Origin of the sequence: Kitasatospora sp. NPDC005856 (assembly GCF_040629945.1) — a bacterium.
Lineage (GTDB): Bacteria > Actinomycetota > Actinomycetes > Streptomycetales > Streptomycetaceae > Kitasatospora.
The window spans coordinates 1-25,519 of the sequence record NZ_JBEXWT010000050.1 but is presented as its reverse complement, the minus strand read 5'-3'; the positions used below and the strand labels follow the sequence as shown (position 1 = coordinate 25,519).

The following is a 25,519-nucleotide window of genomic DNA, read 5'->3' as shown; positions in this document are numbered from 1 at the left end:
CGCGGTCAGAAGATGATCTTCCAGCCGTCGAGCCGGCCCGAGTCGGTGCGGTACATGTCCTGCACCCGCAGCCGCCAGGTGCCGTTGGCGAGCTGGGCGGAGGCGTCCACCGTGTAGGTCTCGATGACGTTGTCGCCCGAGTCCCCGACGTTGCTCTTCTTCAGCGGGTACACCGTGCCGTCCGGGCCGACCAGGTCGACGACCAGGTCGCCGCGCCAGGTGTGCTTGATGTCCACGCCCACCTTGAGGTCGCTCGGCGCCCGGTCCGGGATCCGGTCGACGACGATGTCCGAGAAGACCGCCGGGCCCCCGTCCGGGATCGGCAGGGGGGTGGTGTTCGTGTAGATGCCCCGGGAGACCTTCCAGGTGAACGTCGTCGCGAGGCTGCTGTGGTGGGAGGCCTTGGCGGTGACGGTGACCGTGTACGTGCCGGTAAGGGCCGGGACGCCGGTGACGCGGCCGGTGACCGGGTGGAGCGTCAGGCCCTCGGGGAGGCCGGTCGCGTGGTAGGTGACGATGCCGGGGTTGAAGTTGACGGCCTTGATCTGGAGATCGGCGGGGGCGCCGATCGCGGTGATCTGGCCCGCGACGGGGTCCAGCATGAGGCCGTCGACGACGCGCGGGCCGACGTTGATGGCCGCCCAGGCGTTGGCGGTGTTCATGTACGTCGCGCTGGTCGGCCCGTACAGGTCGGCGGCGGCCTGCAGGGTGGCGGTGCGGGCCGCCGCGTAGTTGGTCGACGAGGTCATGTAGGTGGTGAGGGCGCGGTACCAGATCTTGGCGGCGGCGTCCCGGCCGATGCCGGTCACCGGCAGGCCGTCGGAGGTCGGGGAGTCGTAGGCCACGCCGTTGACGGTCTTGGCGCCGCTGCCCTCCGAGGCCAGGTAGAACCAGTGGTTGGCCGGGCCGGAGGAGTAGTGCACGTCGATCGAGCCGAGGTCGGTCGACCAACTGTCCCTGGAGCGGCTGTCCTTGGAGGGCTTGTCCATGTAGCGCAGCGGGGTGCCGTTGCCCCTGATGTCGATCTTCTCGCCGACCAGGTAGTCGCCCTTGTCCTCGGAGTTGCCCGCCCAGAACTCGATGGCGGCGGCCATGATGTCGGAGGTGGCCTCGTTCAGGCCGCCGGACTCGCCGCTGTAGATCAGGTTCGCGGTGGCGGAGGTGACGCCGTGGGTCATCTCGTGGGCGCCGACGTCGATGGAGGTCAGCGGCTTGACGTTGCCCTCGCCGTCGCCGTAGGTCATGCAGAAGCAGCTGTCGGACCAGAACGCGTTGACGTAGTTCTTGCCGTAGTGGACCCGGGTGTAGGCGCCGACGCCGTCGTCCTTGATGCCGTTGCGGCCGTGGACGTTCTTGTAGTAGTCCCACGTGAGTTGGGCGCCGTAGGCGGCGTCCACGGCGGCGGTCTGCCGGTTGGCGACGGTGCCGTCGCCCCAGGTGTCGGTCGGGTTGGTGAACAGCTTCTTGGTGGAGCTGGTGCCGTTCAGGTCGTAGGTGCTGTGGCCGCCGCGGGTGTTGTCGGTCATCGCGAAGCCGTCGCCGACCGCCGAGGTGCCGATGGTGACCTGGCCCGAGTACTTGCTGTTGCCGACGCCGGTCTCGATGCCCTGGTACTCGAAGATCTTCTTGCCGGAGTTCGCGTCGGTGATGACGTGCAGCTCGGACGGCGTGCCGTCCTCCTGCGTGCCGGTGACCACCGTCTCCCAGGCCAGCCGCGGGGTGCCGGAAGCCGCCCAGACCACCTTGCGGGCGCCGTCGGCCGCCGGCTCCGCGACCTTCGCGCCCTCCGCGCTGTCGAGCGCGAGGCCCTTCGCCGAGTCGGCGCTCTCCTTGGCGGTCGTGTCGACGGCGATGTCCGCGTCGGTGGCCTTGGTGACGCCCTTCGTGGAGCCGTCCGCGGCGGTGTGGACGACCAGGTCGCCGCCGAGCACCGGGAGTCCGTCGAAGGTCCGCTCGTAACGGGTGTGCACGCTGCCGTCGGCGTCCTTGGTGACGCCCTTGACGACCAGCGCCTCCTTCGACCCCAGGCTCAGCGACCTGGCGGTCTCCGCCAGGGACGCGTCCGCCGAGGCCAGCAACTCGCCGCGCTGCTCCGGCGACAGCTGCACCGGCAGCGCGCCGGCGATGGCCTGTCCCCCGGCGGGGGCCTCGGCGGGGGCCTCGTCGGCGGCGGCGACACCGGATGTCAGAACAGCGACGATCATCGCGGCGCTGGCTATCAACGCGCCTGCGGCGGTGGTCTTTCGGGAGGATCGAGTCACACTGAACTCCTTCTGCGACGGCCGCGTGGGTACGGCCGGAGCCAGCCGGGAGGGCAGGGTTGGTGCCGCCCGGTAGAGCTGGTGGTTCGAGTGGGGGACAGTCTCCGCGTGATCGCCGCAGCGGATGGTGCGCGTGCGACAGCAAGGGCCACTGCAGCGATGGGACGGTACAGTGCCATCTTTGTTGGGAACGCGTCACCCGTGCGGCGACAAGTTGGCCGGAATGCTTCGTGATAGACGTAATGTCGAGGTAATCCACCGTCAGCAGGCGGGTAATGCGGGGGGAAATCAGACGGGAGCCGGGGACCGCCCCGCACCGTCCCCGGCCCCTCCTTCCCGAACTCCCGGGCGGGCGGTCGAAGGCCATGAACCGGTAGGCGTCGACGCCGGTCGCCCTCGTGCCCGCACGCACGACTCGCGTGGGGTGGTCGTGGCATCAAGCCACCACCACCCCACCAGCCGTGGGCCCACCCGCGTGTGTCGCTACGGGGACTTCCTGTTCACCATGGCGAAGATCGGCAGCAGGCCGAGCACTGTGAAGGAGGCGGATCCGGCACGGACGGATCGGTCTCGGACCCGATCGGCGCTCGACGCACGTCTTCAAAGGCAACGATGCCCGGACGGCGACGTCCGGCGATCCTGGAGGAACGGAATGAATCTCGCTCGCCCGGCCGCCACACTCATGGCGGCCACCGCCCTTCTGCTCTGCAGCCCCACCCACGCCTCGGCGGAGGACGGGAAGGCGCAACGGGAAAAGGTCGTCAAGTGCGTCAACGCGGAGATGGAGAAGGAGAATACTGCGCGCAAGGGGAAGGAGGCGCATCTCACCGACGCCCAGCTCAAGGCGCTCCAGAGGATCGTCGACGCTGAAGTCATGACAGGCCCCCTGAAGCCGTCGGTGGACGAGCAGAAGCGGCTCCTGAAGAGGATCGAAGACGCGGCCAAGAAGGACAGGGACCTGAAGGATCTGCCCACGGCGACGATCGACAAGATCGTGGTGGAGCTCCAGGAGAAGGGGGCGTACTGCGTCAACGAGAAGTAGCGTTGACGGCTTCGCGCACCGCGTGAAGCCGGCCGAGGCGGGTGGACCTCGGAGGGTCCCGGGGTTACCGGGGCCCGGCGGCCGGTCGTCAGGGAGCCGGGTCGACCCCGGCCCGAGGACTCCGCCGACGAGGACCGACCCGTACCGCCGCCCGGGCCCTGCGCAGGGCCCGGGCCTCCGCGGTCACGGAGCCCCGTCGTCCCGCCCGCCCCGAGCCCCGTCGTCCCGCCCGCCCCGGGCACCGGCTCCCGTCGGCTCGTCGGCGCCGTCCGCGTGCAGGGCGCGCAGTTCGGCGGCGATGGCGTCGAGCCGCGGCCTCGGCAGCAGCCCGAGCACGAAGGCGGAGATCTGGACCGGGGAGAGGCCGCCGACGGCGCCGGCGTAGGCGCCGCTCACCACCTGCTCGCCCAGGTGGCGTCGCAGGACCCGGCCGGCCCGGGGGTCGGCGAGCAGTTCGCTCAGCGGGGTGTTCACGCCGAGGGGGTGGTCCGGGTAGTCGGCGGGCTGGACGGGCGGCTGCAGGGCGGCCAGCGCCTGGGGCTGTTGGCGGCGGGCGAGCAGGTGCTCCTCGGTGACCGCGCCGTCCGGCGGCAGGCCGAGGCGGACGTACTGTTCCTCGGGGGCGTCGGCCGCGCGCAGCTGCTCGACCAGCAGCCGGGCCATCCGCAGCTCCAGTTCCTCGTCGACGAGCGGGTGCTGCTGGTCCGGGTCGGTCTCCAGGTCGAACAGGAGGGTGCCGAAGGCGTACGGGTTGCTGAACGTGAACCCCGGGACCTTGAGCAGCGGGACTCCCTTGGTGAAGCCGAACGGCGGCGCGAGTTCGGCACCGCGCAGTTCCTCGGGCCGGAACCGGCCCCGCATGTGGGTGGGCATCAGGGTGTGCTCGGACAGCGGACCGTTGGCCGGCTCGGCGCAGGCCCGCATGTAGACGTGGCGCCCGTCGGTGACGCTGACGTGGCCGCCGAAGGAGCCGAACAGGCCCGCCTCGCGGACGGGGGTGTCGTCGGCGACGGTGTCCCTCAGGGGCCGGCCCTGCATGTCCGGCGTGAGGTCGACGCCGAACCAGTCCAGCAGGGTGGGGCCGAGGTCGACGGTCTGGACGAGGGAGGCGCGCCGTTCGCCGTGCACCCGGCTGCGCGGGTCCCAGACGAACAGCGGGGTGTGGATCGTCTCGTCGTACCAGGGCTGGACGTTCTTGCCCCACCAGCCGCGCTCGCCGAGCAGCAGGCCGTGGTCGGTGCAGACGATCAGGAGGGTGTCGTCCCACAGCCCGTGCTCGTCCATGGCGTCCAGGACGCGTCCGAGCGAGGCGTCGCACATGGACAGCAGGGCGGCGTACTCGAGGCGGCCGTGCTCGACCTGCTCGGGGGTCTCCAGGACCTTGCGGTAGTCCGGCCAGTCGAAGTGGGGACCGTCGTAGTCGTGCGGGTAGTGCCGCTTGTGGCGGGCGTAGCTGTAGAAGGGCTCGTGCGGGTCGAAGGTCTCGATCTGCAGGAACCAGTTGTCCTCGGCCCGGTTGGTGGCGATGAACTCCAGACCGGCGTCGAAGGTCCGGGTCTGGGGGTGGTCGGCCTCGTCGGCGAGGTGGGCACGGTTGACCCAGTCCTGACGGAAGGACTCGGTGCGCAACAGCTTGAGGCTCTCGGGGATCTCGGGGTCGGCGACCTGTCCCTTCCAGGCGTCTCCCTCCTGGCCGCGGAAGAACTCGAAGGTGCGGAAGCGGTTGTGGTAGGTGGCGCCGCCGTCCTCCCAGTAGTGCTGGTGGTCGGTGGCCAGGTGGGTGTACACCCCGGCCTCGCCGAGCAGTTGCGGCACGGAGTCGTCGAACGGCTCCAGCGGTCCCCAGCTGCGGTGCAGGAAGTTGTAGCGGCCGGTGTGCAGTTCGCGGCGGGCGGGCATGCAGGGCATGCTGCCGGCGTAGCAGGTGTCGAAGGTGGCACTGTGTTCGGCCAGCCGGGAGAAGTTCGGCGCGTGGGTCCGGTCCGCGCCGTACGGCGGTAGGAAGCGCCGGTTCAGGCTGTCGAACATGACCATGATCGCTTTCATGGGGATACCTCCGGGGGTGGGGGAAGTCGGGGTGTTCTCGGTCCGGTTCTCACCTCATGCCCGCAGTGCCGTCCGTACGGCGAGCAGGAGGCCGGCGGCGGCCGCGCAGGTCGTCATCCTCGCCAGCCTGGTGCGGGTGTCGGCCTTCGTGGTGGCGGCCAGTGCGGCCACCGCGATGAGCGCATCGCCCGCTGGACCGCGCGCCACCGGAAGTACGCCGTCGTGCACAGCAGGGCGCCCACCGCCGCCAGTACGGCACCGAGCACCGCTCCCGTGGTCCCCCGCGCGTGCGGCGCGGCGAACTGGGCCACCGCGAGGGAGGCCGCCATCAGGGCGAGGCCCGTCCGGAACCAGGCGAGGAACGTCCGTTCGTTGGCGAGCGAGAACCGGTAGTCCGGTTCCTCGCCCTCGTCGTACCACGGGGTGGTACGGCTGGTGCGGGACGCGGTGGGCATGGGTCTCCCTGCGGGGACGGGCGGAGAAGGACGCGGAGCGGGCCGGCGCGCACCCGGCGGCGGATCGCTCCGCGGGTGTGCGCCGACCGGCCATCGGGGCGTTCAGGAACCGATGGTCAGGTGCGTCGAGATCCGCAGGTCGGCGACGCTGCGGCCGGCGTGGATCCGGTAGCCGCCCGGCACGGTCGCCCAGCCGTACGCGGCCTCGTCCCAGACCTGGAAGGCCCGTTCCGGCAGGGTGATCTCGGCCGTGGCGGCCTCGCCGGGCTCGGCGGTGACGGAGGCGAAGCCCGCCAGCCACCGCCGGGGGCGCTCGACGCCGTCGCGGTCGTCGGCGGCGACGTAGATCTGGACGACCTCGTGGCCCGGCCGGTCGCCGGTGTTGCGCACCCGGACGCGGACGGTGCGGGCGTCCGGCGCCTCGATGTGCTCGTACGTCCAGTCGGTGTAGCCGAGGCCGTGCCCGAAGGGGTACGCCGGTGCGGTGCCGTGCCGGTCCCAGGCCCGGTAGCCGATGAACACGCCCTCGCTGTACGGCAGTTCCCCGTTCTCGGGGGTGACGCGGTGCACCGGGGCGTCGGCCAGCCGGGCGGGCCACGTGGTGGGCAGACGGCCACCGGGTTCCTCGCGGCCGAGCAGGACGTCGGCCAGGGCCGCGCCGCCCTCCTGGCCGGGGAACCAGGACAGCAGCACGGCGGCGACGTCCTCACGCCAGGGCATCTCCACCGGGGAACCGGAGTTGACCACCACGATCGTGCGCGGGTTGGCCGCCGCGACGCGGGCGACCAGTTCGTCCTGGCGGCCCGGCAGCCGCAGGTCGGCGCGGTCGAAGCCCTCGCTCTCGACCCGTTCGGTGGTCGCGACCACGACTACCGCCGCGTCGGCGGCCCGGGAGGCCGCGACGGCCTCCTCGATCAGCCGGTCGCCGTCGTGTTCCGGGTCGCGGTGGACGAGGCCGAAGGTGACGCCGTGGATCGGGCCGTAGGAGACCTTCGGGGTGCGGTCCAGGAGGCTGACCTCGACCGGTCGGCCGGCCTCCAGGGCCGCGACGCCCCGCTGACGGGCACGGCCAGTCAGCATCTCCATCGGGTCGGCGCCCTCCGGATCCGCTCCGTCGAACAGCACGGCGCCGTCGACGGTCAGCAGGAAGGACCCGGAGCCGCCGGTGCCGAAGCGGTGCACACCGCTGTCGCGCGGGGTGAAGGTGCCGGTGATCTCGACCGTGTCCAGGGCCTGGTAGTCGGCGCCGCCGGGCAGGTCCGTGCTCATCCACCGCAGCTGCCCCCTGGCCAGCGGCTGCTCGGCCAGGACCTTCCCTCCGGCGTCGCGCAGTACGGCGCGCAGGGTGAACCCCTCGGCGGCGACGCCCAGTTCGTCGTCCGGGTCGGCTCCCGCCAGGTGGTCGACCAGCACCTCGGCGGGCAGCGCCTCACGCAGGCCCTGCAACGGGGAGACCACCTGCTCGGGGTAGACCGTCGAGGAGCCCCCTCCCCGGAACCGGGCGTCCCGGGCGGCCCGGCCGATCACCGCGATCCTGCGCAGCGCGCTCGCGTCCAGCGGCAGCGCCCGGGCCTCGTTGCGCAGCAGGACCAGGGAGCGGGTGGCGATCTCCCGGGCCGTGGCGATGCCGTCGAGGGGTGCGGGCCGCTGCTCCGGCGCCACCGCGGGGGCGACGCCTTCGAGCAGGCCGAGGCGCGCGGCGAGCAGCAGCACGTGCCGTACGGCGGTGTCGACCGTCGCCTCGGCGACCCGGCCGTCGCGCACGGCGGCGGCGAGCGCCGGGCCGTAGACCGTGAGCGGCCCCGGCATGGCCACGTCCAGGCCGCCCTGGATCGCCCGCACGGTGTCGCGGGCGGCCAGCCAGTCGGAGACGACGACGCCGTCGAAGCCCCACTCCTCGCGCAGCACGCCGACCTGGAGGTCGCGGTGCTCGGTCATCGTGGTGCCGTTGACGGCGTTGTACGCCGACATCAGCGCCCAGGGGCCGGCGGTCGCCAGGATCTCCTCGAAGGGGGCGAGATAGAGCTCGCGCAGGGCCCGCGGGGGGACCCGGTTGTCCACGGTGAAGCGTTCGGTCTCGGCGTCGTTGGCGACGAAGTGCTTGACCGTCGCCGCGATGCCGCTCTCCTGGAGCCCTTCGACGTAGCCGGCGCCGATGCGCGCGGTGAGCAGCGGGTCCTCGGAGTAGGCCTCGAAGTGCCGGCCGCCCAGCGGCGAGCGGTGCAGGTTGACGGTCGGGGCGAGCAGCATGTGCACGCTCTTGCGGTGGGCCTCCTGGGCGAGCGCCCGGCCGGCGCGGCGGGCGAGCCCGGGGCTCCAGGTCGCGGCGAGCGCGGTGGGGCTGGGCAGGGCCAGGGACGGGTCGTCGTCGGCGCCCTCGGCGTAGCCGCGCACGCCGATCGGGCCGTCGGACATGACCAGGGAGGCCAGTCCGATCTCGGGCAGTGCGGGCAGCGACCACAGGTCCTGCCCGGCCAGGAGCCGGGTCTTGGCTTCCAGGTCCAGTCGGGCCAGGGCCGCTTCGATGACGGGGGTGGGGTCGGGGTGGTCCACGTTCGGTGCTTCCTTCTTCGGTTCGGAGGGCGGGTTCCGGCTAGCGGGCACCGGCGCCGGGCGCGGGAAGGGCGACCTCGGGCAGTCGGGGGTCCGGCTCGGCCGGGATGACGTCGGCGGTCTCGACCATCCAGCGCAGCACGGCGTCCCGCAGCCGCTGCTCGGTCGCGGCGTGCTCCGCGCGGCCGGCCAGGTTGGTCCGTTCCTGTGGGTCGCCCGCCCGGTGGTACAGCTCGGGCGACTCGTAGATCCGCCACACGTACGTCCACTCCCGGTCCCGGACGGCGACGGCCCTGCCCACCAGGGCGGGGTCCTCGTGCTGGAGCGCGCCCTTGAGGTCGTACGGGAAGCCCGGGCGTTCCATCTGCGGCTCCTCCTCGACGGTGAAGCCGCCCTCGGTGAAGGCGTACTCGCGGTGCGGGGCGGTCGGGTCGCGCAGCAGCGGGACCAGGCTGCGGCCGAAGTGGCGGTGCGGCGCCTCCGCACCGGCCAGCTCCAGGACGGTGGGCAGGACGTCGACCATCTCGACCATCGCGTCGCAGGTCTGTCCCCCGGCGAAGCCGCCGCCGCTGATGATCAGGGGGTCGCGGGTGATGCAGTCGTGCATCGCCGACGGCCACTTCTCGATCAGCCCGTAGTCGCCGAGGTATTCACCGTGGTCGGCGAAGAACAGCGTCACGGTGTCGTCCTCGGCGCCGGCGTCCGCGACCGCGCGCATCACCCGCCCGAGCTGGTCGTCGAGGCGGGCGATCATCCCGTAGTAGGTGGCCACGACCTCGCGCCACTGCTCCGGGGTGACCTCGCCGATGCCGTAGCGTTCGCGGATCGCCCGCATGTAGCGCGGTTCGCCGGCCGGGTCGCCGGGCGCCGCCGGGTCGGGGACGGCGTCGCGGTCGAACCGGGAGAACCAGGGTTCCTCGACCTGGAACGGGCAGTGCGGCGCCACCATCGGGACGAACAGCACCCAGGGCTGCTCGGGCGGGTCAGCCAGCCACTGCTCGGCGGAGCGGACCGCGGCCTCGTCGGGGTCGATGCGCCCGTCGTCGGGCACCCGGCCCCGGTAGAACAGCCGGGACCAGACGCCGTCGGGGTACTCGCCCTTGTACCCGACGGTGGGCATGACCGAGAAGCCGTACTCGTGGACGCTCGCCTCGGTGACGCCCGGGGCGAAGGTGTCGCCGCGGGCTCCGGCCCAGGTGACGTGGTAGCCGGCGTCCTTGAGGATGCGCAGCAGGTTCGGCTCGTGCTCCTTGAGGAGATGGGTGAGGGTCCGGTGCCCCGCCGTGTGCGGGTACCAGCCGGTGAGGACGGACGCCCGGCTGGGCGAGCACACCGGGTGCTGGACGTACGCCTGGTCGAAGGTGGTTCCGCGGGCCGCGAGGGCGTCGATGTGCGGGGTGCTGATGTGCGGGTTGCCGAACGCGCCGATCGCGTCGGCCCGCAGCTGGTCCGGCATGAAGATCACGAAATTGGGGCGGGACGTCATGGGCTGCTCCTGGGTCTACGGTTGGGTCGGGAGGGGCCGGCTCTCGGTGGCACGGCGGTCCAGCTCGGCCTGGACGGCGGCGACGTCCCCGGCGTAGGGCCGGTACAGCAGCGTCACGAGAAGGCCGTTGACGAGGATGACGACGACCAGGACCCACAGGAACGCGGTCTGGAGACCGACGGTGTCCCCGAGGTAGCCGACCGCCAGGGTGATGGCGGCCCAGCCGACCCCTTCGATGCCGATGAAGACGGCGAAGGCCGCGCTGCGCAGCTCGGGCGGCGTGATGGCCATGACCACCGGCCGGTTGACGCCCGGCTGCACGCCCTGGAGGGCGCCCAGCAGCGAGAACAGGAAGGCGTACACCGCGAGTTGTGTCCAGGCGATCTGGGTGGCGACGTAGGCGATGGCCCCGTACCCCAGGAACGCCGCCTGCAGGACGGCGACGCGGCCCGCGCGGGGGAAGCGGCGCTGCGCACGGTCCGCGACGAGCCCGCCGGCGAGCGTGCCGAGCAGGTACGACAGTGCGGCGGGCAGGACCACCAGCGAGGCCTCGGAGTTGTCGAAACCGCGGGCGTCGACCAGGAACACCACGCCGAAGGCGACCATCACGAACTGGGCGCTGAGCAGGCGTTGCAGACACATCAGCGGGAAGCTGCGGACGGCCATCAGCCGGCGCAGGCTCTCCCGGTCGAAGGCCCGGCTGCGCGGCGTGCGGGATTCCGCCCGTAGTCCGGCGAGTTGGGGCTCGGAGGCGCCGACGCCCGGGTCCTCGAAGAACAGCAGGATGGCGACGCCCGCCAGCAGCTGCAGGCCGCCGAGGACGAAGAACCCGTACCGCCAGCCGCCGTCGAGAACGGAGAGCTGCCCGAGCAGCGGGCCGAGGAGCGCGGTGAACAGGGCGACGGAGCCGAACAGGACGCCGGACGCCCGGCCGCGGGTCCGGTCGTCGAAGAGGTCGGCGAGGATGCCGTTGACGAGGGGGCCGCTTCCGGCGACCCCGACCGCCGCGACCGCGAACAGCACCAGGAGCTGGGTGTAGTTCTGGGCGAACCCGGTGGCGACGGTCCACACGCCCCACAGTCCGGCGCAGCCGGCGAGGACGTACTTGCGCGGGAAGCGTTGCGCGAGGCCCACCCACAGCGGGCCGAACAGCACCCCGGCGAGCCGCCCCGTGGCGACGAGGATGCTGAGGGCCGACAGCGGCAGGCCCAGGGCGGTGCGCATCGCGGGGAACATCACCGACACGGCGCTGTGTTCTCCGCTGTCGGTGCCCAGGGCGGCGCTGAGCAGGCCGAGTTGGCGCCAGCGGCCCTGCTTCGCCCGGCCGTCGGCGGAGGAGTCGGGTGGGGAGGCCACCGTCGTGGGTGGCGGAGGGGATTCGGCGGACATCTGGACTCCCTTGGCGTGGCGCGGGTCAGTCGGGCTGGACGGACCGCTGGTCGCGGGTCTGCAGCAGGGCCGCCCAGCGCGCCGCGAGTTCGGCCGTGCGCGGGCGGTCGGGCGCGTGCCAGGACACCGGCACGTTCAGGGAGGCGAGGCGGGCTTCGAGGTCCTCGGCCAGGTGCTCGCGGCCGGTGTCCCTCAGGTGGCGGGCGTACCGGACGGGGTCGTTGTAGTACGTCGGGCCGGTCTGCAGGGTCGCCTGCATCGGGTCGGGCAGGCTGCCGGGGCGGCCGGCGTGGTCGTTCCACCACTCGGCGAGGTGGGAGCGCATGGTGGCGGCGAGTTCGGGCTCGTCGGCGAGCAGGTCGCGGGTCAGGTAGGGGTCTTCGGTGACGTGGAAGAGCTGCTCCCACTCGGCCCGGAAGGCCCCGGGGTGGTAGGTGCGGATGTAGAGGTGGTCGCGGGTGCGCACCGCGCGCTGGTAGGTGTGGGCGCCGTGGCCGAGGACGAGGTACGGCCGGGACTCGATGGTCTCGCCGCGCAGCGCGGCGGCGAAGGAGGTGCCCTGCCAGCCCGCGGGGGTGGGCAGGCCCAGGAGGTCGCAGAGGGTGGGGGCGAGGTCGATGTTGTAGAGGAGGGCGTCGTTGTGCCGGGCCTCGGCGGGCAGTTCGTCGGTGACGCCGGGCCAGTACACGACCAGTGGCAGCCGGTGGGTCGGTTCGTTGGCCAGGCCGTGCTCCGCGTAGGAGCCCTGCTCGCCGAAGGATTCGCCGTGGTCGGCGCTGACGATCACGGCGGTCTCCTCCGCGATGCCCAGTTCTTCCAGGGTGGCGAGGAGTCGGCCGAGGTGGTGGTCCCAGTAGTGGACCGCCCCGTCGTAGCCGTTGATCAGGTGCTCGAAGTCGGCGCGGGAGCGGATGGCGTCGGGCATGTTGTGCGGGACCGGGGAGGCGCCGTCGCCGGTCAGCGAGTAGTGCAGGTCGAGGGCGCTGCGCGGGCCGTAGACCTCGGCGTGGGCGGCGATGGTGTCCTCGTCGGGCCATTCCTGCACGGGGCCGGAGGCGGCCATCTTCTCGGTCCACTCGGCGGGTTGGGTGTAGTTGGTGTGCGGGTCCCAGTAGGTGAGGTGCAGGTACCAGTCGTCGTCGTCCGCGTGGCGGCGGATCCAGTCGGTGGCGGCGCGGTTGACGTCCTGGGCCTCCTCGTCGCCGAAGCGGGCGGTGGCGCGGATGGACTCGCGGAAGTTGGCGTGGAAGAAGTAGGCGCGGTGGCGCTCGGCGAACACCGAGACGGCGGCGGTGTAGTGGCCGCCGAAGCCGAGGACCTGGCCGAGCAGGGGACGGTCGGGTTCGGGGCCGTGCCCGGAGTCGAGGCGGAACTGCGCCGCCGGGCCGAAGTGTCCGATCACGCCGTTGGTGATGCCGAACTGGCCGCTGGTCAGGGCCGTGCGGGAGGGCAGGCAGGGCGAGTCCGAGCAGTAGTAGCGGTCGAAGACGACCGACTTCTCGGCGAGGGCCTGCAGGTGGGGGGTGGTGGGGCGGTGGTAGCCGTAGGGGGTGGTGTGGTCGGCGCGGAGGGTGTCCACGTCGACGTAGATGATGCGCATGGGGGGGGACTCCTGGGGAGGAGTTGGGCAGGGGACCGCGCCGGTGCGCCCGATGGGAGGGGAACCCGGACGACCGGTCGCTGCGGGGTGGGGCCGCCAGGAGGACGGCGGGCAAGGGTGCCCGCCGGGGTCGCGGCGGGCCGGGCCGCCGCGGGGTGGGCGGCGACCCGGATGGTCGCGGTGTGGGCGACGACCCTGATGGTCGCGGTGTGGGCGACGGGCGACGGCTCAGCGGCCGAGCCGCGCCTCCAGGCGGGCCTTGGTGAGCTGGAGCCAGGCGATGTACGAAGCGCCGAAGGCGTAGCCGTTCTCGTGGGCCATGGTGTGGACCTCGCGCGCCCAGGCGGCGTCGAGTTCGGGGATCTGCGGGTCGTACGGATCGGGCAGCGGCATGGCGGCCGACTGCGCGTGCTCCTTGAGCCGGTACTCCAGCTCCGTGGTGACGACGTCCAGGGCGATCTCGGGGTCGAGCTGCCCGGCGAAGAAGAAGCGCAGGGTGAAGTCGGGGTCCTTGGCCCGGGGCGACGGCACGAACGGGGAGCGCGCCCACTCCAGGAGGGCCGCGCGGCCCTCCTCCGTCAGCCGGTACACCTTGGCGTCCGGCCGGCCCTCCCGCGGATCGACCTCGAAGTCCACCCAGCCGCGCTCCAGGAGCTTGGCCAGCCGGCGGTAGATGTGCGGCAGTTGCACGCCGTACCCGATGTACCGGCCCGGCCCGTCCATCCAGCGGCGCAGGTCGTAGCCGGACAGACGGCGCAGGGTCAGCGCCCCGAGGATCACATAGTCGAGCTGCATGTGCGGGCACCTATGTTCTGAGGAACTTATGACCGACAGGTTTACCCGGCGGTAGGCGGATGTCAAGACCCCCACCGGGGGCTCTTCACGCGTCCGCGGCGCAGCGGAAGCCCGCGTGCCCGCTGGAGCTGTCCGGGCTGTTGGCGGTGCGGGCGGCGACGCGGTAGCGGTTGCAGTAGGACCTGTGGCACATGTGGGAACCGCCCCGGATGACCCTCTCGGCACCGGCCGCGGGGCCGGTGGGGTTGACCAGCGGGCGCTCGGCCGGGTGGTCGGTGGTCCACCGGTCGGCGCACCACTCCCAGACGTTGCCGGACGTGTTGTACAGGCCGAAGCCGTTGGGCTCGAAGGCGTCGACGGGGGCGGTGCCGCGGTGGCCGTCGAGGGCGGTGTTCCTGGCGGGGAAGGTTCCGCGCCAGATGTTGCAGCGGTACTCCCCCGCCGGGTCCAGCTCGTCGCCCCAGGGGTAACGGGCCTGTTCCAGGCCGCCGCGCGCCGCGTACTCCCACTCCGCCTCGGTGGGCAGCCGCTTGCCGGCCCAGGAGGCATACGCGGCCGCGTCGTTCCAGGACACGTGCACCACCGGGTGGTCGCCCCGCTCCTCGACGCCGCTGCCCGGGCCCTCGGGGCGGTTCCACACCGCGCCCCGCACCCCGCACCACCAGGGGGTGCGCTCGGGGCGCGGCGCGCCGCGGCGCAGCCCGGCGGGCAGGAAGGCCGCGAAGACGTAGGACCAGCCGATGCGCTCGGCGTCGGTGCGGTGGCCGGTGTCGGCGACGAACTCGGCGAACCGGTCGTTGGTGACGGCGTGGACGTCGATGCGGAACGGGTCCAGCCGCACCGGGCGCACCGGACCCTCCCCGTCACCGGGGAACCCCTCGGCGTCGTCGGTGCCCATCAGGAACTCGCCGCCGGGCAGCAGCACCGTCCCGTCGTCGGCGGCGGCCGTCCGGCGCGGTGACGGCGGCGTCGGCGGAGCGGGCGTCGCGGTGCCGCCTCCGGACGGCATGCAGCAACGGGCGGGCGCGGTGGGGTCGGTCATGCTCGGTTCCTTCCGGGCCGGCCGGGGCCTATCGCCTCCGGCACTTATGTTCTAACGTACATAGCCCAGGGAGAAGCGACATCCCCTGCGAAGGCCGTCACGCGACCGCCGCCTCCCACCGCCCCGCACAGCGGCGCCCGCACCACGGGGCCGGCCGGGCCCCTTCCGCACCGCGAACAAGGAACACCAGCCATGGACACCGATGTCATCGTCGTCGGAGCCGGTCTCGCCGGCCTCGTCGCCGCACACGAGCTGACCGCCCGCGGCCGCCGCGTGGCCCTCGTCGACCAGGAGGGCCCCGCCGACCTGGGCGGCCAGGCGTTCTGGTCGTTCGGCGGGCTCTTCCTCGTCGACTCCCCCGAGCAGCGCCGACTCGGCGTCAAGGACTCCGTCGAGCTGGCCTGGAACGACTGGCGCGGCAGCGCGCAGTTCGACCGGCTCGACGACGAGGACTCCTGGGCGGTGCGCTGGGCCCGGGCCTACGTCGACTTCGCGGCCGGTGAGAAGCGCGGTTGGCTGGCCGGACACGGCATCACCTTCCTGCCGACCGTGGGCTGGGCCGAGCGCGGCGGCCTGCGCGCGGACGGGCACGGCAACTCCGTGCCCCGCTTCCACGTGACCTGGGGCACCGGGCCCGGCGTCGTGGCCCCCTTCGTCCGCCGCGCCCACCAGGCCGCCGCCACCGGCAGGCTCACCTTCCACCACCGCCACCGGGTGGACGAACTCGTCGTCAGCGGCGGCGTCGTCCAGGGAGTGCGCGGCGCTCTCCTGGCCGCGGACGACGGTCCGCGCGGCGCCGCCACCAACCGCGAGGTCACCGGCGAGTTCGAACTCACCGCGCAGGCCGTCGTCCTCACCACCGGCGGCATCGGCGCCGACCACGACCTCATCCGGCGCCACTGGCCCCGACGCCTGGGCAACCCGCCCTCGCACATGGTCACCGGCGTCCCCGCCTACGTGGACGGCCGGATGCTCGACATCAGCGCGCGGGCGGGCGCACGGCTGGTCAACCGCGACCGCATGTGGCACTACACCGAGGGCCTGCACAACTGGAACCCGGTCTGGCCCGGCCACGGCATCCGCGTCCTGCCCGGCCCGTCCCCGCTCTGGTTCGACGCCCTGGGCCGACGCCTGCCGGACCCGTGCCTGCCCGGCTACGACACCCTGGCCACCCTGCGGCACCTGCGCACCACCGAGGACATCGCCGGGTACGACCACTCCTGGTTCATCCTCACCCAGAAGATCATCGAGAAGGAGTTCGCGCTCTCCGGATCCGAGCAGAACCCCGACATCACCGGCAAGGACCGCGTCGCCTTCCTGCGCACCCGCCTGATCGGCCGCGGGGCGCCCGCACCGGTCGAGGCCTTCAAGCGCAACGGCGAGGACTTCGTCGTCGCCCGCACCCTCGACGACCTCATCGCCGGAATGAACCGGCTGACCGCCGAACCACTGCTCGACCCGGCGGCCGTCCGACGCCAGATCGCCGCGCGCGACCTCCAGATCGCCAACCCCTACAGCAAGGACTCCCAGGTCCAGGGCATCCGCAACGCCCGCCGCTACCTCGGCGACCGCCTCGGCCGCACCGCCGCTCCCCACCGCATCCTCGACCCCGCCAACGGGCCCCTCATCGCCGTGAAGCTCCACGTCCTCACCCGCAAGACCCTCGGCGGCATCCAGACCGACCTCGACTCCCGCGCCCTCGGCCACGACGGCCGCCCCGTCGGCGGCCTCTACGCCGCCGGCGAGGTCGCCGGCTTCGGCGGCGGCGGCCTCCACGGCTACAACGCCCTCGAAGGCACCTTCCTCGGCGGCTGCCTCTTCAGCGGCCGGCAGGCCGGCCGCGCCGCCGCCCGGCACATCGCGTGATCGGGGTCGGGGGCGCGCGACCCGTTCCGCACCCTGGGGTCCGGATTCCGCTCGGCTGACGGCGGGGTCAGCCCTTGGGGCGCAGCGGGCCGGGGCGGTTGGTGTCGGGCGGCGGCGGGCGGTGCGGGCCGCCGGGTTCGGGCTCGGGTGGCAGGGGCGGCGCCGGCGGGCCGGTCTTCCACTCGGGTTCGAAGTGGCTGAGCTCACTGTCGAGGTGGACGAGTCCGGGGGTGGTGCGGGGGCCGTAGTCCCAGGGGTGGCCGGGGAAGAACTCGCCCTTGTACCGCGGGTTGTGCTCCACCCGCCGGCCGGCGGCGGCGAGGTCGACGTTGCCCGGGCGGTCGGTGCCCCGCAGCTGCGGCAGGACGACGTCGGCGTGGGCGGTCAGGTCGACGACGAAGGTGACGCAGTTCCCGGTCCGGGGTGCGGCGCCGGTGCCGAGCAGCCCGTAGATCAGGTTCCCGAGGTCCGACTCCCGCTTCCACTCGTTCATCCGCGCCCGGGCCGCGCAGTACTCCTCGTGGCTGATGTCCCAGGCGCGGCAGAGGTGGAACTCGTGGACCGGCTCGCCGTCGTCGTTGAGGTAGCCGGGGCCCTCGGGCAGCCCGGCCCAGGGCATCAGTCCGGCCCGGATCTCCTTGCCCCGGACGTCGACGAGGCCGACCGAGGCGTGTCCGGTGAAGTCCGGCGGCTTCCACGTCAGGTTGTCCCAGAGGTCGTCGAGGCTGTCGAAGACGGAGCGGCCCCAGTCCACGTAGGCGTAGATCTTGCAGGGCGGCCAGAGGGCGACCTGGCGGTGGTCCTCCTCGTCGAGGTCCGTGTGCAGGGTGAAGGTCACCCGGGTGCACTGGCCGCGCAGGTAGCGGGTGGCCGGGTCGAAGCCCTTCCTCCAGTGGTCGTAGTCGTACCAGGGGTGGGTCGTCCCGGCCGGGTCGTCCGGTTCGCCCTCGTCGGCGGGGACGGCGAAGGTCAGTCGGCCCTGCTCGTCCACGTCGTCGACGTCGACCGGCGGCAGGTCCAGCGGCACCGGGTCCCAGGCGCGCAGCTTGGGGACGGTGGGCGGCCGGGACTCCCGTGCCAGGTACCAGTGTTCGACCTTGGCCTGGACGCCGCCGACGCCGGTCGGCCGGTCGCGGCGGATGTCCGGCCCCCGGACGATCCGGTCGGCGAAGGAGCGGACGGTGCCGGAGACCCGGACCCGCCAGAGGTCCTTGGCCGGCCCGTCGTAGCGGGGCAGGTCGACCACGTCGAGGTCGAGCCGGACGGTCGAGGGCAGCAGGGTGAGCACGACCGGCTGGACCCGCTCCGGCGGCACCTGCGGGATGTTCGCCCGGCAGGCCTTGTGGTGCTCGCTCGCCATCCAGTCGAAGTCGCCGGCGGTGGCCTCCTGGCCGAGGCCGTAGCCGGTCGGACGGGCGTTGAAGCTCAGCGGGTAGCCGCCCTGCGGCGCGGTCTCCAGCTTGCGGATGGCGGTGTCGCGCAGGTGGAAGCGGCAGCGCAGGGTCACGCCCTGGCGCAGGCCCGCGCGGTCCGGCCCGACGGGGTCCTTGGTCGGCTCGAAGTAGTCCGTGAAGCGGAGGGCGTTCTGCTCGGACGGGGTGTCCGGTCCGGGGACGTTCGCCTTGTCCGGGAGGCCGAGGAGCTCCAGGCCGCCCGAGTAGAGGCGGTCCCGCCCGGCGGCGTCCTGACCGAAGAGGAACAGCGCGGGCTCGACCCGGATCGTGCTGGTGCCGTCGGCGCAGCCCTGGCTGTCCGGGTCGGCCCAGAGTTCGAGCCGGGGCCGGGCGCCCACCACCTGGACGGTCCGGGGCGGGCTGGCGACCCGCGGGATGCGCCGGGTCTCGCCGGTCGTGGTGTTGCGGACCGTCACGTCCAGGGCCGCCCAGACGGTCAGCGCGTGGTCCTGGTCGCTCCACCCGGCCTTGATCACCACCTGGGTGTGCGGCGGCCGGACGGGCCCGACGGCCGGGGCGGCACCGGCGTCCCGCAGCCGGTGCGGGAAGACGGTCCGGCCGTCCGCGAACGAGTAGCGCATGCTCGGCACATGGGTCTCGGCACGGGCGACCCACTCCTGGCCGCCGGTCCCCGGCCCGGTGATGGACCGGGCCGTGAACGGGTGCTGCTGCCCGGTGCCGGCCGGGTCCTCCTCGACCTCGTCGAGCACCCACGGGGGCGGGCTCACCTGGACGTCGTACTCGGCGAACAGCAGGTCGACGCCGTCGCCCCAGAGGTGGACGTCGTCCTCGCCGTAGTGGTCGCGGGTGCGGACCGAGGGGCTGAGCCGGACGGTGAGCGTCACCTGCGGGTCGTCCTGCCGGCCGCGCCGGACCGGCGGGGGCACCGGGACGGTGGCGGCGGCCGGGGTGGGCGGGGCGGGCGGCGCCGGGGCCGGGTGCGCGCCGGCCGGGGCGGGGCGGGCGCGGCGACGGTGCTTGAGCAGGGCGAGCAGGCCGAGCGCGGTCCCGATCGCCAGGGCCGATCCGCCGACCACGAGGCCCGGGCTGACGCCGTGGCCGCCGGTAGGGGTGGGGCCCGGACCGTTGCCGGCGCCGAGGCCGGGGGCACCGGGAGCGCCTGGGGCGGCGGGGGCGCCTGGGGTCCCGCTGGAGGACGCGGCGGGTGCGCGGGTGAAGGACACGCTCTGCGGCGCGGCGCTCAGGTTGTTCTGGACGTCCCGGGCGACCACCGCCACCTGGTGCGATCCGACCGCGACCTGGTCGAGCGTGAGGGTGTCGCCGGTGTCGGCGGGCTGCGCCTGCCCGTCGAAGGTCCAGTCGTAGACGATCCGCGCGCCCGGGGCCTCGTTGGAGACCGACGCCGTGCAGAGCACCTGCCCGGTGTCCTGCAGGGAGGCGGTGTCGCAGGCCAGGCCCGCCGCCAGGGCGGGGGCGGCCGGCGCGGCGGGGGCGGCGGCGCCGGCGCAGGGCGGCATCGCCTTGAGCTGGTCGTCGACGGCCTGGGCAGTGGCCTGGACGAGCCCGGGGTCCATCGCGACCGGGGCCGCGGCACCGGCGTTCTCCGCGCCGTTCTGGCCGTACACGGTGTAGCAGCCGCGGCGGAAGGCCAGTTGGTCGTAGCCGGTCACGCCGTAGTCGGCGGCCGCCTGCTGGGTGTACGTCCCCTCCACGCCCTCCTCGCCGAACCTGGTGCTCGGGGCCTGCTGGACGTCCGAGCGCGTGGTGCCCGCGAAGGTGGCGATGTCCTGGTGGGCCTGGTCGGTGGTCTGGTACTGCCGGATGGTGAAGAGCAGGCCGTAGCTGGTGGCCGGGTCGAGCACCCGGGTGGCGAGGCAGGCGTCGACGAGGCCGTCCGCGGCGGGGCCGGGCGGCAGGGAGGGCGTGGAGAACCCCTCGGGCAGCAGCGCACAGAGGCCGGGGAGGGAAGGCTGGGCGGACGCGACCCGGGTGGCGACGAGGCCCGGGCCTCCCGACAGCAGGACCAGCAGGACCGCCATCAGGAACGGGACCGGCCACAGCCGGGTACCCGGCCGGGGGAACCGCTGAACTCTGCGGACCGACCGCATGTTCTCACCCTACGCCGGAGGGGGGAGGTGACCGGTCCCGCGGGTGGGGAGGGGGCGGTCCCCTGTGCGGCCCCTCCCCACCCGCGGGCGGGCGCTGCGATCAGGCGGCTTCGACCGGCAGGCCGGCCTCGGTCCAGTCCTGGATGCCCTCACGGTACTTGCGGACGTTGGTGTAGCCGAGGGCGGTGAGCCGCTCGGCGACCTGGCCGCTGTTGGGGCAGGCGGGGTTGGAGCAGTACGTGACGATCGCGGCGTCGAGGTCCGGCAGCAGGGTGGGCGCCAGGGTGTCCACGTCGGCGCGGACGAGGGCGATGGCGCCGGGCAGGTGCTGCATGGCGTAGTACTCGCCGCCGAGGGTGTCGACGACGGTGACGGAGTCGCTCTCCATCGCGGCCACGAGGTCGTCCCGGGTGATCAGCGCGGTCATGCCACTACCTCCTTGAGATTCGGACTATAGTCCGGTTATGGCTCACGACCGTAGCGGACCGCAGTCCGCTTCTGCAATCCCCCCGGACGGACCGACGGGCAGCGCCTCCGCCCCGCTCGAACTGCTCCGCACCCCGCCCCCTGCCGAGCGCGCCGACGCCGCCCGCAACCGGGCCGCCGTACTGGAGGCGGCCGCCCGGCTCTTCGCCGAGCACGGGGTGGCGGCGGTCTCGATGGACCAGGTCGCGGCAGCGGCGGGCGTCGGCAAGGGCACGCTGTTCCGGCGCTTCGGCAGCAAGGCCGGGCTCGGGGTGGCCCTGCTGGACGCCCGCGAGCGGGTGCTCCAGGACGCGATCCTGCGCGGACCCGCACCGCTCGGGCCCGGGCCCGGACCAGGAGGCACCCCGGAGCCGGACCCGGCCGAGCGGCTGACGGCCTTCGTGACGGCCTACCTGGACTACCTGCTCGCCCACCTCGACCTGGTGCGGATGTCCGAGACGGCGGGCAGCGGCGCCCGCTACCAGGTCGGCGCCTACCGCTTCTGGCACCGCCACGCGACGATCCTGCTCACCCGCGCCGGCGCCCCGGACCCCGAGCACGACGCACACGCGCTGCTCGCCGCACTCGCGGCCGAGCACGTGTCCGCGCTGCTGCCGGAGCTCGGCGAGCAGCGGCTCCGCCGCGGCGCCCGCAGGCTCGCCGCCCGACTCGCCCGCGCCGCCGATCCGGACGGGGCTTCGACCTGACGACCACTCAAACCCGCCGTCACCACCGTGCTCGGAATCCTCACAGCGAGTGGACAGTCGTCACACTCGGATGATTGCATGACGGAACGGAGTCGGGGGCAGAGCCGGGCTTCTCCCACGTCGTGGCCGTTTGGAGGCAGCTCGATGAACAGCCCGGTCGCCACGGCTGCCCTGCCCCCGACGCAGTTGGTGGGCCGGGACGCCGACTTGGCGTACCTCGATTCGTTCTTCAGCGACTCCGTGATCCGGGGCGCGGCCATGCTGCTCACGGGCGAGGCGGGAGTGGGCAAGACGGCGCTCCTGAACGCCCTCGCCGACGGCGCCACCCGCAAGGGCGTCCGGGTTCTGCGGGCCCGAGGCGTGCAGTTCGAGGCGGACATCAGCTACGCCGGACTCAACCAGCTGCTGGTGCCGCTGTTCGACGACTTCGAGGTCCTGGATCCCGTCCACCGCGATGCGCTGCGGGTCGCGGTCGGAATCGGCAGCGGCCCCACGCCGGACCGCCTCCTGGCCTCCACCGCCGTGCTGCTCCTGCTCCGGCTGATCTCCGTCGAGACTCCGCTCCTGGTGATGGTCGACGACCTGCCGTGGATGGACCGGGCAACGACCGGCGTGCTCGGTTTCGTGGCACGACGGCTCGTCGGCAGCAACGTGGGCTTCATCGCGGCCAGCAGGACCGGTTCCGACAGCTTCTTCGAGTCCAGCGGCCTGACCGAGCACTGCCTGCAGCCACTGGACGATGCCTCGGCCGCCCGACTGCTCGCCCTCGTACACCCCGAGGTCTCACCCGCGGTACGGCGGCGCGTCGTGACGGAAGCCCACGGCAATCCGCTCGCACTGGTGGAACTACCCGCGGCCCTGAGCCGCGAGGCGCGCCGGACACTGGGGGCGGTGCCCTCCGTACTCCCCCTCAACGAACGCCTCCAGACGCTGTTCGCCACGCGCGTGTCCGAACTTCCCGCGCCGACACGGGAGTTGCTGCTCATCGCCGCGCTCGACGGCATCGGGGACCTGCGAACGATCGAGGCCGCGGCAGCGGGCCGGGCCGTCCTCGACGACCTCGCCCCCGCGGAGCGCGACCGGCTCGTGGCGGTGACGGCCGGTACCCGACAGATGTCGTTCCGGCACCCGCTGATCGGCTCGGCGGTCGTGGCGCAGTCCACCTCCTCCGACCGGTGCAGGGCGCACCGGGCGCTCGCGGACGTTCTCTTCGACCACCCCGAACGGCGCGCCTGGCACCTCGGAGAGTCGGCCGTGCACCCCGACGAGAACGTCGCCCTCCTCCTCGAACAGGCCGCCCACCTGCGCATGCGGCGCGGCGACGCGCTCGGCGCGGTGGCCGCCCTCACGCGCGCGGCCACCCTCAGCCCCGACCGGGCCGACGAGAGCCGCCGACTGGCGGAGGCCGCCTACATCGGAACCGAAGCGGGCGGGGAACTGGTCGACGCCTCAAGGCTGTTGGCGAGCGCCCGACGCGCCGCACCCAGTGGCCAGGACTCCCTGCACGCCGCGACCGCCTCCGCCTTCCTGCTCATCAACAAGGACGGGGACATCGAGACCGCGCACCGCCTGCTGGTCGGTGCGATCGAGAACGGCGACCACGGCTACGACGCGTCCGACGCCGCCCTCGTCGACGCCCTCCACAGCCTCGTCCTGCTCTGCTGGTACGGCGGCGCAGCCCATCTGTGGGAACCCTTGTTCAAAGCCCTGGAGCGGCTGACCCCCGCTCCACCCGACCTCCTGTGGGTGCTCGCCCGGACCTTCGCCGACCCGGCCCGCACCGGTCCCGGCGGAATGACACGCTTCGACGCGCTCCGGCGGAGCATCGGCGACGACCCCACCCGGATCGTGCGCCTCGGCACCGCCTCGGTGTACCCCGATCGCCTGGCCGACGTCCGCGAGGCGAACGTGCGCCTGGTGGAGCAGGGCCGCGTCGGCGCCACACCGGTACGCCGCCGCCTGGGCGCGATGATGCACCTCGGCCTGGACTACTACCTCCTCGGCCGCTGGGACGACGCGACCAGTCTGGCGGGCGACGGTCTCGCCCTGTGCGAGGAGCACGGGTACCGGTTCTTCGCCTGGGAACTCCAGTACGTCCAGGCACTCGTCGCGGCCGCCAGGGGCAACGTCGCCACCAGCGAGGCACTCACCGCGGAGATCAACCGGTGGGCCACACCACGCGGTGCCCACGGCGCCCGCTACTTCGCCATGCACGCCAGGGCCCTCGCCGCGCTGGGCAGCGGTGACTTCGACACCGCGTACCGTCACGCCACCAACCTCAGTCCGGCCGGCACCATCGCCCCCTACGTTCCCCACGCCATGTGGGGTGCGATGGATCTCGTGGAAGCGGCCCTCAGAACCGGCAGGACCGAGCAGGCCGTCGCCCACGCCACCGCCATGCGCGAATCCGCGATGGCCGGCCTCTCCCCCCGGCTGGAACTCCTCGTCCTGGCCTCCCAGGCCCTGGTGACACCCGGCGCCGATGCCCTCGCACTCTTCGAGCGGGCACTCGCCCCCGCCGAGCGCGAGCAATGGCCCTTCGACGTCGCCCGGGTGCGGCTCTTCTACGGTGAGCGCCTGCGACGCCAGCGCTCCACGAAGGGGGCGCGCGACCAGCTGGCCGCCGCTCTGGAGACCTTCGAGCAGCTCGGCGCGGCCCCCTGGAGCGCACGCGCCGGCGCCGAACTCCGCGCCGCGGGCTACGCCGGCCCCGCCGGCCCCGCCGTCGCCCAGGCGAGAGCCGCCGACCTCACCGCCCAGGAGATGCAGATCGCCAGACTCGCGGCCAGTGGGCTGACCAACAAGCAGATCGGCGAGCGGCTGATCCTCTCGCACCGTACCGTCGGCACACACCTGTACCAGATCTACCCCAAACTCGGCATCAGCTCCCGGACGGCGCTGCGCGACGCCCTCGACTCCCTCACCGACCAGGAGAGCGGCGGAGGCCGGTAGCGCCCGACCAGTCAGATGACGTATGTGCGACTCCGGCCCGTCGCACACCATGAAGGTACGAGCGGCCTCCGGGTCGACAACCCCGGCCACGCACCGGCACCGCAGCAGCGCGAAAGGGAAACACCAGATGCACGACGCTCCCGGCGCCCATCCGGACATCCACTGGCCGGCCGGCTTCTCACCCGGCGACGCGCACTGCTTCTTCCAGCGCAAGGCCGTGGTGCGCACCGCCCCCGATCGGGCCTTCGCGCTGCTCACCGATCTGGCGCAGTGGCCGATGTGGTCCCCGGGCGTCACCGAGGTGAGCATCGACGCTCTCGCGGAGATGTTCACCGTGCAGTGGCACGGGCACCGGTTCGAGGTCCTCCTGGGGGAGAGCGATCCACCCCACAGGATCGGATGGCTGGGTATCGGCGCAGGCGTGCAGCTGTACCAGGCCTGGTTGTTCGGTGCCGCCGAGGACGGCACGCACATCGTGACCGAGAACGTCGTCCGCGGTACCGCCCCCAAGAGTCTCGACAGGCTGGCCGAGACCTGGACGGAGCATCTGAGCGACCTGTGGGACGCACAGATCGAGCGGATCGCGGACCACGCTCCCTGGAGTTCCTGACCTGCGGGTCACCGTCCGGCGGCCGGCCCCTCGGCGTGCCCGGTGTGCTCGGTCTGCTCGTGCCCGGTGTCCCGGACGACGACGACCGGGCACGAGGCGTGGTGGACACAGTGCTGGCTGACCGAGCCGAGCAGCGCTCCGGCGAAGCCCCCGTGGCCGCGGTTGCCGAGGACCAGGAGTTCGGCATCCTCGGCGACCTTCAACAGGACCTGGGCGGCGTTGCCGCACTCCACCCGCTCGCGCACCTCGACCGGGCACTGCGGGCCGACCTCCTGTGCGACGGCCTCGGCGAGCGTCTTTCCGGCGTACGCGGCGATCTCCGCGTCGTCCGCTTCGGCCACGGGCACACCCCAGCCGTAGACGGCCGGGTACTCCCAGGTGATCACCGCCTCGACCGTGGCACCGACCAGGGCGGCCTGCCGTGCCGCCCACCGCAGGGCGGCCCGGGAGGACGCCGATCCGTCGACGCCCACCACGATCCGCCGCTGCGCCGTCATCCTGTCCATGGTGTTCCCTTTCGTGTCTGTTGAGCAGGGTTGGGGGCGCGGCCCGGAGTTCAGCCGCGCAGGTCGAAGACCAGGCGGGCGGAGACCTTTCCGGCCAGGACCTCGTCGAAGCAGGCGTTCACGTCGTCGAGTCGGCGGGTTTCGCGGATCACCCGGGTGCGGCCGAGGGCGTGCAGCCGGAAGACCTCGGCGAGGTCCTCGCGGGTGCCGACGATCGAGCC

Annotated in this window: 17 protein-coding genes and 1 pseudogene; 5 read left to right on the top strand and 13 right to left on the bottom strand. The window is 73.0% G+C overall.

Going from position 1 to position 25,519, the window contains the following annotated elements; all coding sequences use genetic code 11:
* Positions 1 to 5: 5 nt before the first annotated feature.
* A complete protein-coding gene (locus ABZ449_RS26330) occupies positions 6 to 2,204 on the bottom strand; it encodes a M4 family metallopeptidase (protein ID WP_360350634.1) in 2,199 nt (732 codons plus the stop codon).
* 562 nt (positions 2,205 to 2,766) lie between these two features.
* Here ABZ449_RS26330 and ABZ449_RS26325 point away from each other — a divergent pair.
* The gene (locus tag ABZ449_RS26325) at positions 2,767 to 3,303 is read left to right on the top strand and encodes a hypothetical protein (RefSeq protein ID WP_360350565.1); all 537 of its coding nucleotides are present in this window, start codon (positions 2,767 to 2,769) and stop codon (positions 3,301 to 3,303) included.
* Positions 3,304 to 3,486: 183 nt separating this feature from the next.
* Here ABZ449_RS26325 and ABZ449_RS26320 read toward each other — a convergent pair whose 3' ends face one another.
* The 8 genes from ABZ449_RS26320 to ABZ449_RS26285 all read right to left on the bottom strand — a co-directional run bounded on the left by ABZ449_RS26320 (position 3,487) and on the right by ABZ449_RS26285 (position 14,669).
* Positions 3,487 to 5,349 (bottom strand): sulfatase, encoded by a 1,863-nt coding sequence (locus tag ABZ449_RS26320; protein ID WP_360350562.1) that lies wholly within the window; start codon positions 5,347 to 5,349, stop codon positions 3,487 to 3,489.
* 113 nt (positions 5,350 to 5,462) lie between these two features.
* A complete protein-coding gene (locus ABZ449_RS26315; protein WP_360350559.1) occupies positions 5,463 to 5,804 on the bottom strand; it encodes a DUF202 domain-containing protein in 342 nt (113 codons plus the stop codon).
* Positions 5,805 to 5,906: 102 nt separating this feature from the next.
* Complete coding sequence (locus ABZ449_RS26310) at positions 5,907 to 8,357, bottom strand: glycoside hydrolase family 3 C-terminal domain-containing protein (RefSeq protein ID WP_360350556.1); 2,451 nt, start codon at positions 8,355 to 8,357, stop codon at positions 5,907 to 5,909.
* Positions 8,358 to 8,397: 40 nt separating this feature from the next.
* Complete coding sequence (locus ABZ449_RS26305) at positions 8,398 to 9,843, bottom strand: sulfatase-like hydrolase/transferase (RefSeq protein WP_360350554.1); 1,446 nt, start codon at positions 9,841 to 9,843, stop codon at positions 8,398 to 8,400.
* 15 nt (positions 9,844 to 9,858) lie between these two features.
* Positions 9,859 to 11,232 carry an MFS transporter gene (locus tag ABZ449_RS26300; RefSeq protein ID WP_360350551.1) on the bottom strand — a complete coding sequence of 458 codons (1,374 nt, stop codon included), beginning with the start codon at positions 11,230 to 11,232 and terminating at the stop codon, positions 9,859 to 9,861.
* 25 nt (positions 11,233 to 11,257) lie between these two features.
* The gene (locus tag ABZ449_RS26295; RefSeq protein WP_360350548.1) at positions 11,258 to 12,832 is read right to left on the bottom strand and encodes a sulfatase; all 1,575 of its coding nucleotides are present in this window, start codon (positions 12,830 to 12,832) and stop codon (positions 11,258 to 11,260) included.
* Positions 12,833 to 13,060: 228 nt separating this feature from the next.
* Positions 13,061 to 13,627 (bottom strand): PadR family transcriptional regulator, encoded by a 567-nt coding sequence (locus ABZ449_RS26290; RefSeq protein ID WP_360350545.1) that lies wholly within the window; start codon positions 13,625 to 13,627, stop codon positions 13,061 to 13,063.
* A gap of 85 nt (positions 13,628 to 13,712) precedes the next feature.
* Positions 13,713 to 14,669, bottom strand: coding sequence for a formylglycine-generating enzyme family protein (locus ABZ449_RS26285; protein WP_360350542.1), 957 nt, complete (start codon positions 14,667 to 14,669; stop codon positions 13,713 to 13,715).
* A gap of 192 nt (positions 14,670 to 14,861) precedes the next feature.
* On the opposite strand from ABZ449_RS26285, the gene ABZ449_RS26280 reads away from it, so the two are divergent.
* Positions 14,862 to 16,535: an FAD-binding dehydrogenase gene (locus ABZ449_RS26280; RefSeq protein WP_360350538.1), complete on the top strand. Its 1,674-nt coding sequence runs from the start codon at positions 14,862 to 14,864 to the stop codon at positions 16,533 to 16,535.
* A 67-nt stretch (positions 16,536 to 16,602) separates the two neighbouring features.
* Here ABZ449_RS26280 and ABZ449_RS26275 read toward each other — a convergent pair whose 3' ends face one another.
* Together ABZ449_RS26275 and ABZ449_RS26270 are read right to left on the bottom strand one after the other, a co-directional pair.
* A complete protein-coding gene (locus tag ABZ449_RS26275; protein ID WP_360350535.1) occupies positions 16,603 to 20,058 on the bottom strand; it encodes a hypothetical protein in 3,456 nt (1,151 codons plus the stop codon).
* A gap of 100 nt (positions 20,059 to 20,158) precedes the next feature.
* Entirely contained in the window at positions 20,159 to 20,485 is a 327-nt protein-coding gene (locus tag ABZ449_RS26270; protein ID WP_360350532.1) for a rhodanese-like domain-containing protein, read from the bottom strand.
* Positions 20,486 to 20,522: 37 nt separating this feature from the next.
* On the opposite strand from ABZ449_RS26270, the gene ABZ449_RS26265 reads away from it, so the two are divergent.
* The 3 genes from ABZ449_RS26265 (at position 20,523) to ABZ449_RS26255 (ending at position 24,792) form a co-directional block, all read left to right on the top strand.
* The gene (locus ABZ449_RS26265; RefSeq protein WP_360350529.1) at positions 20,523 to 21,230 is read left to right on the top strand and encodes a helix-turn-helix domain-containing protein; all 708 of its coding nucleotides are present in this window, start codon (positions 20,523 to 20,525) and stop codon (positions 21,228 to 21,230) included.
* A 144-nt stretch (positions 21,231 to 21,374) separates the two neighbouring features.
* Positions 21,375 to 24,182, top strand: coding sequence for an AAA family ATPase (locus ABZ449_RS26260; RefSeq protein ID WP_360350527.1), 2,808 nt, complete (start codon positions 21,375 to 21,377; stop codon positions 24,180 to 24,182).
* A 127-nt stretch (positions 24,183 to 24,309) separates the two neighbouring features.
* The gene (locus ABZ449_RS26255) at positions 24,310 to 24,792 is read left to right on the top strand and encodes an SRPBCC family protein (RefSeq protein ID WP_360350524.1); all 483 of its coding nucleotides are present in this window, start codon (positions 24,310 to 24,312) and stop codon (positions 24,790 to 24,792) included.
* Between the two features lie 8 nt (positions 24,793 to 24,800).
* Here the strand turns inward: ABZ449_RS26255 and ABZ449_RS26250 are convergent, their stop codons facing one another.
* Positions 24,801 to 25,298: a universal stress protein gene (locus ABZ449_RS26250; protein ID WP_360350521.1), complete on the bottom strand. Its 498-nt coding sequence runs from the start codon at positions 25,296 to 25,298 to the stop codon at positions 24,801 to 24,803.
* A gap of 50 nt (positions 25,299 to 25,348) precedes the next feature.
* Positions 25,349 to 25,519 (bottom strand): annotated as a pseudogene (locus ABZ449_RS26245) (zinc-dependent alcohol dehydrogenase); the annotation flags it as partial.

What these genes read in the sequence shown, in the direction of transcription:
- ABZ449_RS26330 (WP_360350634.1), bottom strand. Translation starts at nt 2,204, where the DNA reads ATGATCGTCGCTGTTCTGACATCCGGTGTCGCCGCCGCCGACGAGGCC.
- ABZ449_RS26325 (WP_360350565.1), top strand. Translation starts at nt 2,767, where the DNA reads ATGGCGAAGATCGGCAGCAGGCCGAGCACTGTGAAGGAGGCGGATCCG.
- ABZ449_RS26320 (WP_360350562.1), bottom strand. Translation starts at nt 5,349, where the DNA reads ATGAAAGCGATCATGGTCATGTTCGACAGCCTGAACCGGCGCTTCCTA.
- ABZ449_RS26315 (WP_360350559.1), bottom strand. Translation starts at nt 5,804, where the DNA reads ATGCCCACCGCGTCCCGCACCAGCCGTACCACCCCGTGGTACGACGAG.
- ABZ449_RS26305 (WP_360350554.1), bottom strand. Translation starts at nt 9,843, where the DNA reads ATGACGTCCCGCCCCAATTTCGTGATCTTCATGCCGGACCAGCTGCGG.
- ABZ449_RS26300 (WP_360350551.1), bottom strand. Translation starts at nt 11,232, where the DNA reads ATGTCCGCCGAATCCCCTCCGCCACCCACGACGGTGGCCTCCCCACCC.
- ABZ449_RS26295 (WP_360350548.1), bottom strand. Translation starts at nt 12,832, where the DNA reads ATGCGCATCATCTACGTCGACGTGGACACCCTCCGCGCCGACCACACC.
- ABZ449_RS26290 (WP_360350545.1), bottom strand. Translation starts at nt 13,627, where the DNA reads ATGCAGCTCGACTATGTGATCCTCGGGGCGCTGACCCTGCGCCGTCTG.
- ABZ449_RS26285 (WP_360350542.1), bottom strand. Translation starts at nt 14,669, where the DNA reads ATGACCGACCCCACCGCGCCCGCCCGTTGCTGCATGCCGTCCGGAGGC.
- ABZ449_RS26280 (WP_360350538.1), top strand. Translation starts at nt 14,862, where the DNA reads ATGGACACCGATGTCATCGTCGTCGGAGCCGGTCTCGCCGGCCTCGTC.
- ABZ449_RS26275 (WP_360350535.1), bottom strand. Translation starts at nt 20,058, where the DNA reads ATGCGGTCGGTCCGCAGAGTTCAGCGGTTCCCCCGGCCGGGTACCCGG.
- ABZ449_RS26270 (WP_360350532.1), bottom strand. Translation starts at nt 20,485, where the DNA reads ATGACCGCGCTGATCACCCGGGACGACCTCGTGGCCGCGATGGAGAGC.
- ABZ449_RS26265 (WP_360350529.1), top strand. Translation starts at nt 20,523, where the DNA reads ATGGCTCACGACCGTAGCGGACCGCAGTCCGCTTCTGCAATCCCCCCG.
- ABZ449_RS26260 (WP_360350527.1), top strand. Translation starts at nt 21,375, where the DNA reads ATGAACAGCCCGGTCGCCACGGCTGCCCTGCCCCCGACGCAGTTGGTG.
- ABZ449_RS26255 (WP_360350524.1), top strand. Translation starts at nt 24,310, where the DNA reads ATGCACGACGCTCCCGGCGCCCATCCGGACATCCACTGGCCGGCCGGC.
- ABZ449_RS26250 (WP_360350521.1), bottom strand. Translation starts at nt 25,298, where the DNA reads ATGGACAGGATGACGGCGCAGCGGCGGATCGTGGTGGGCGTCGACGGA.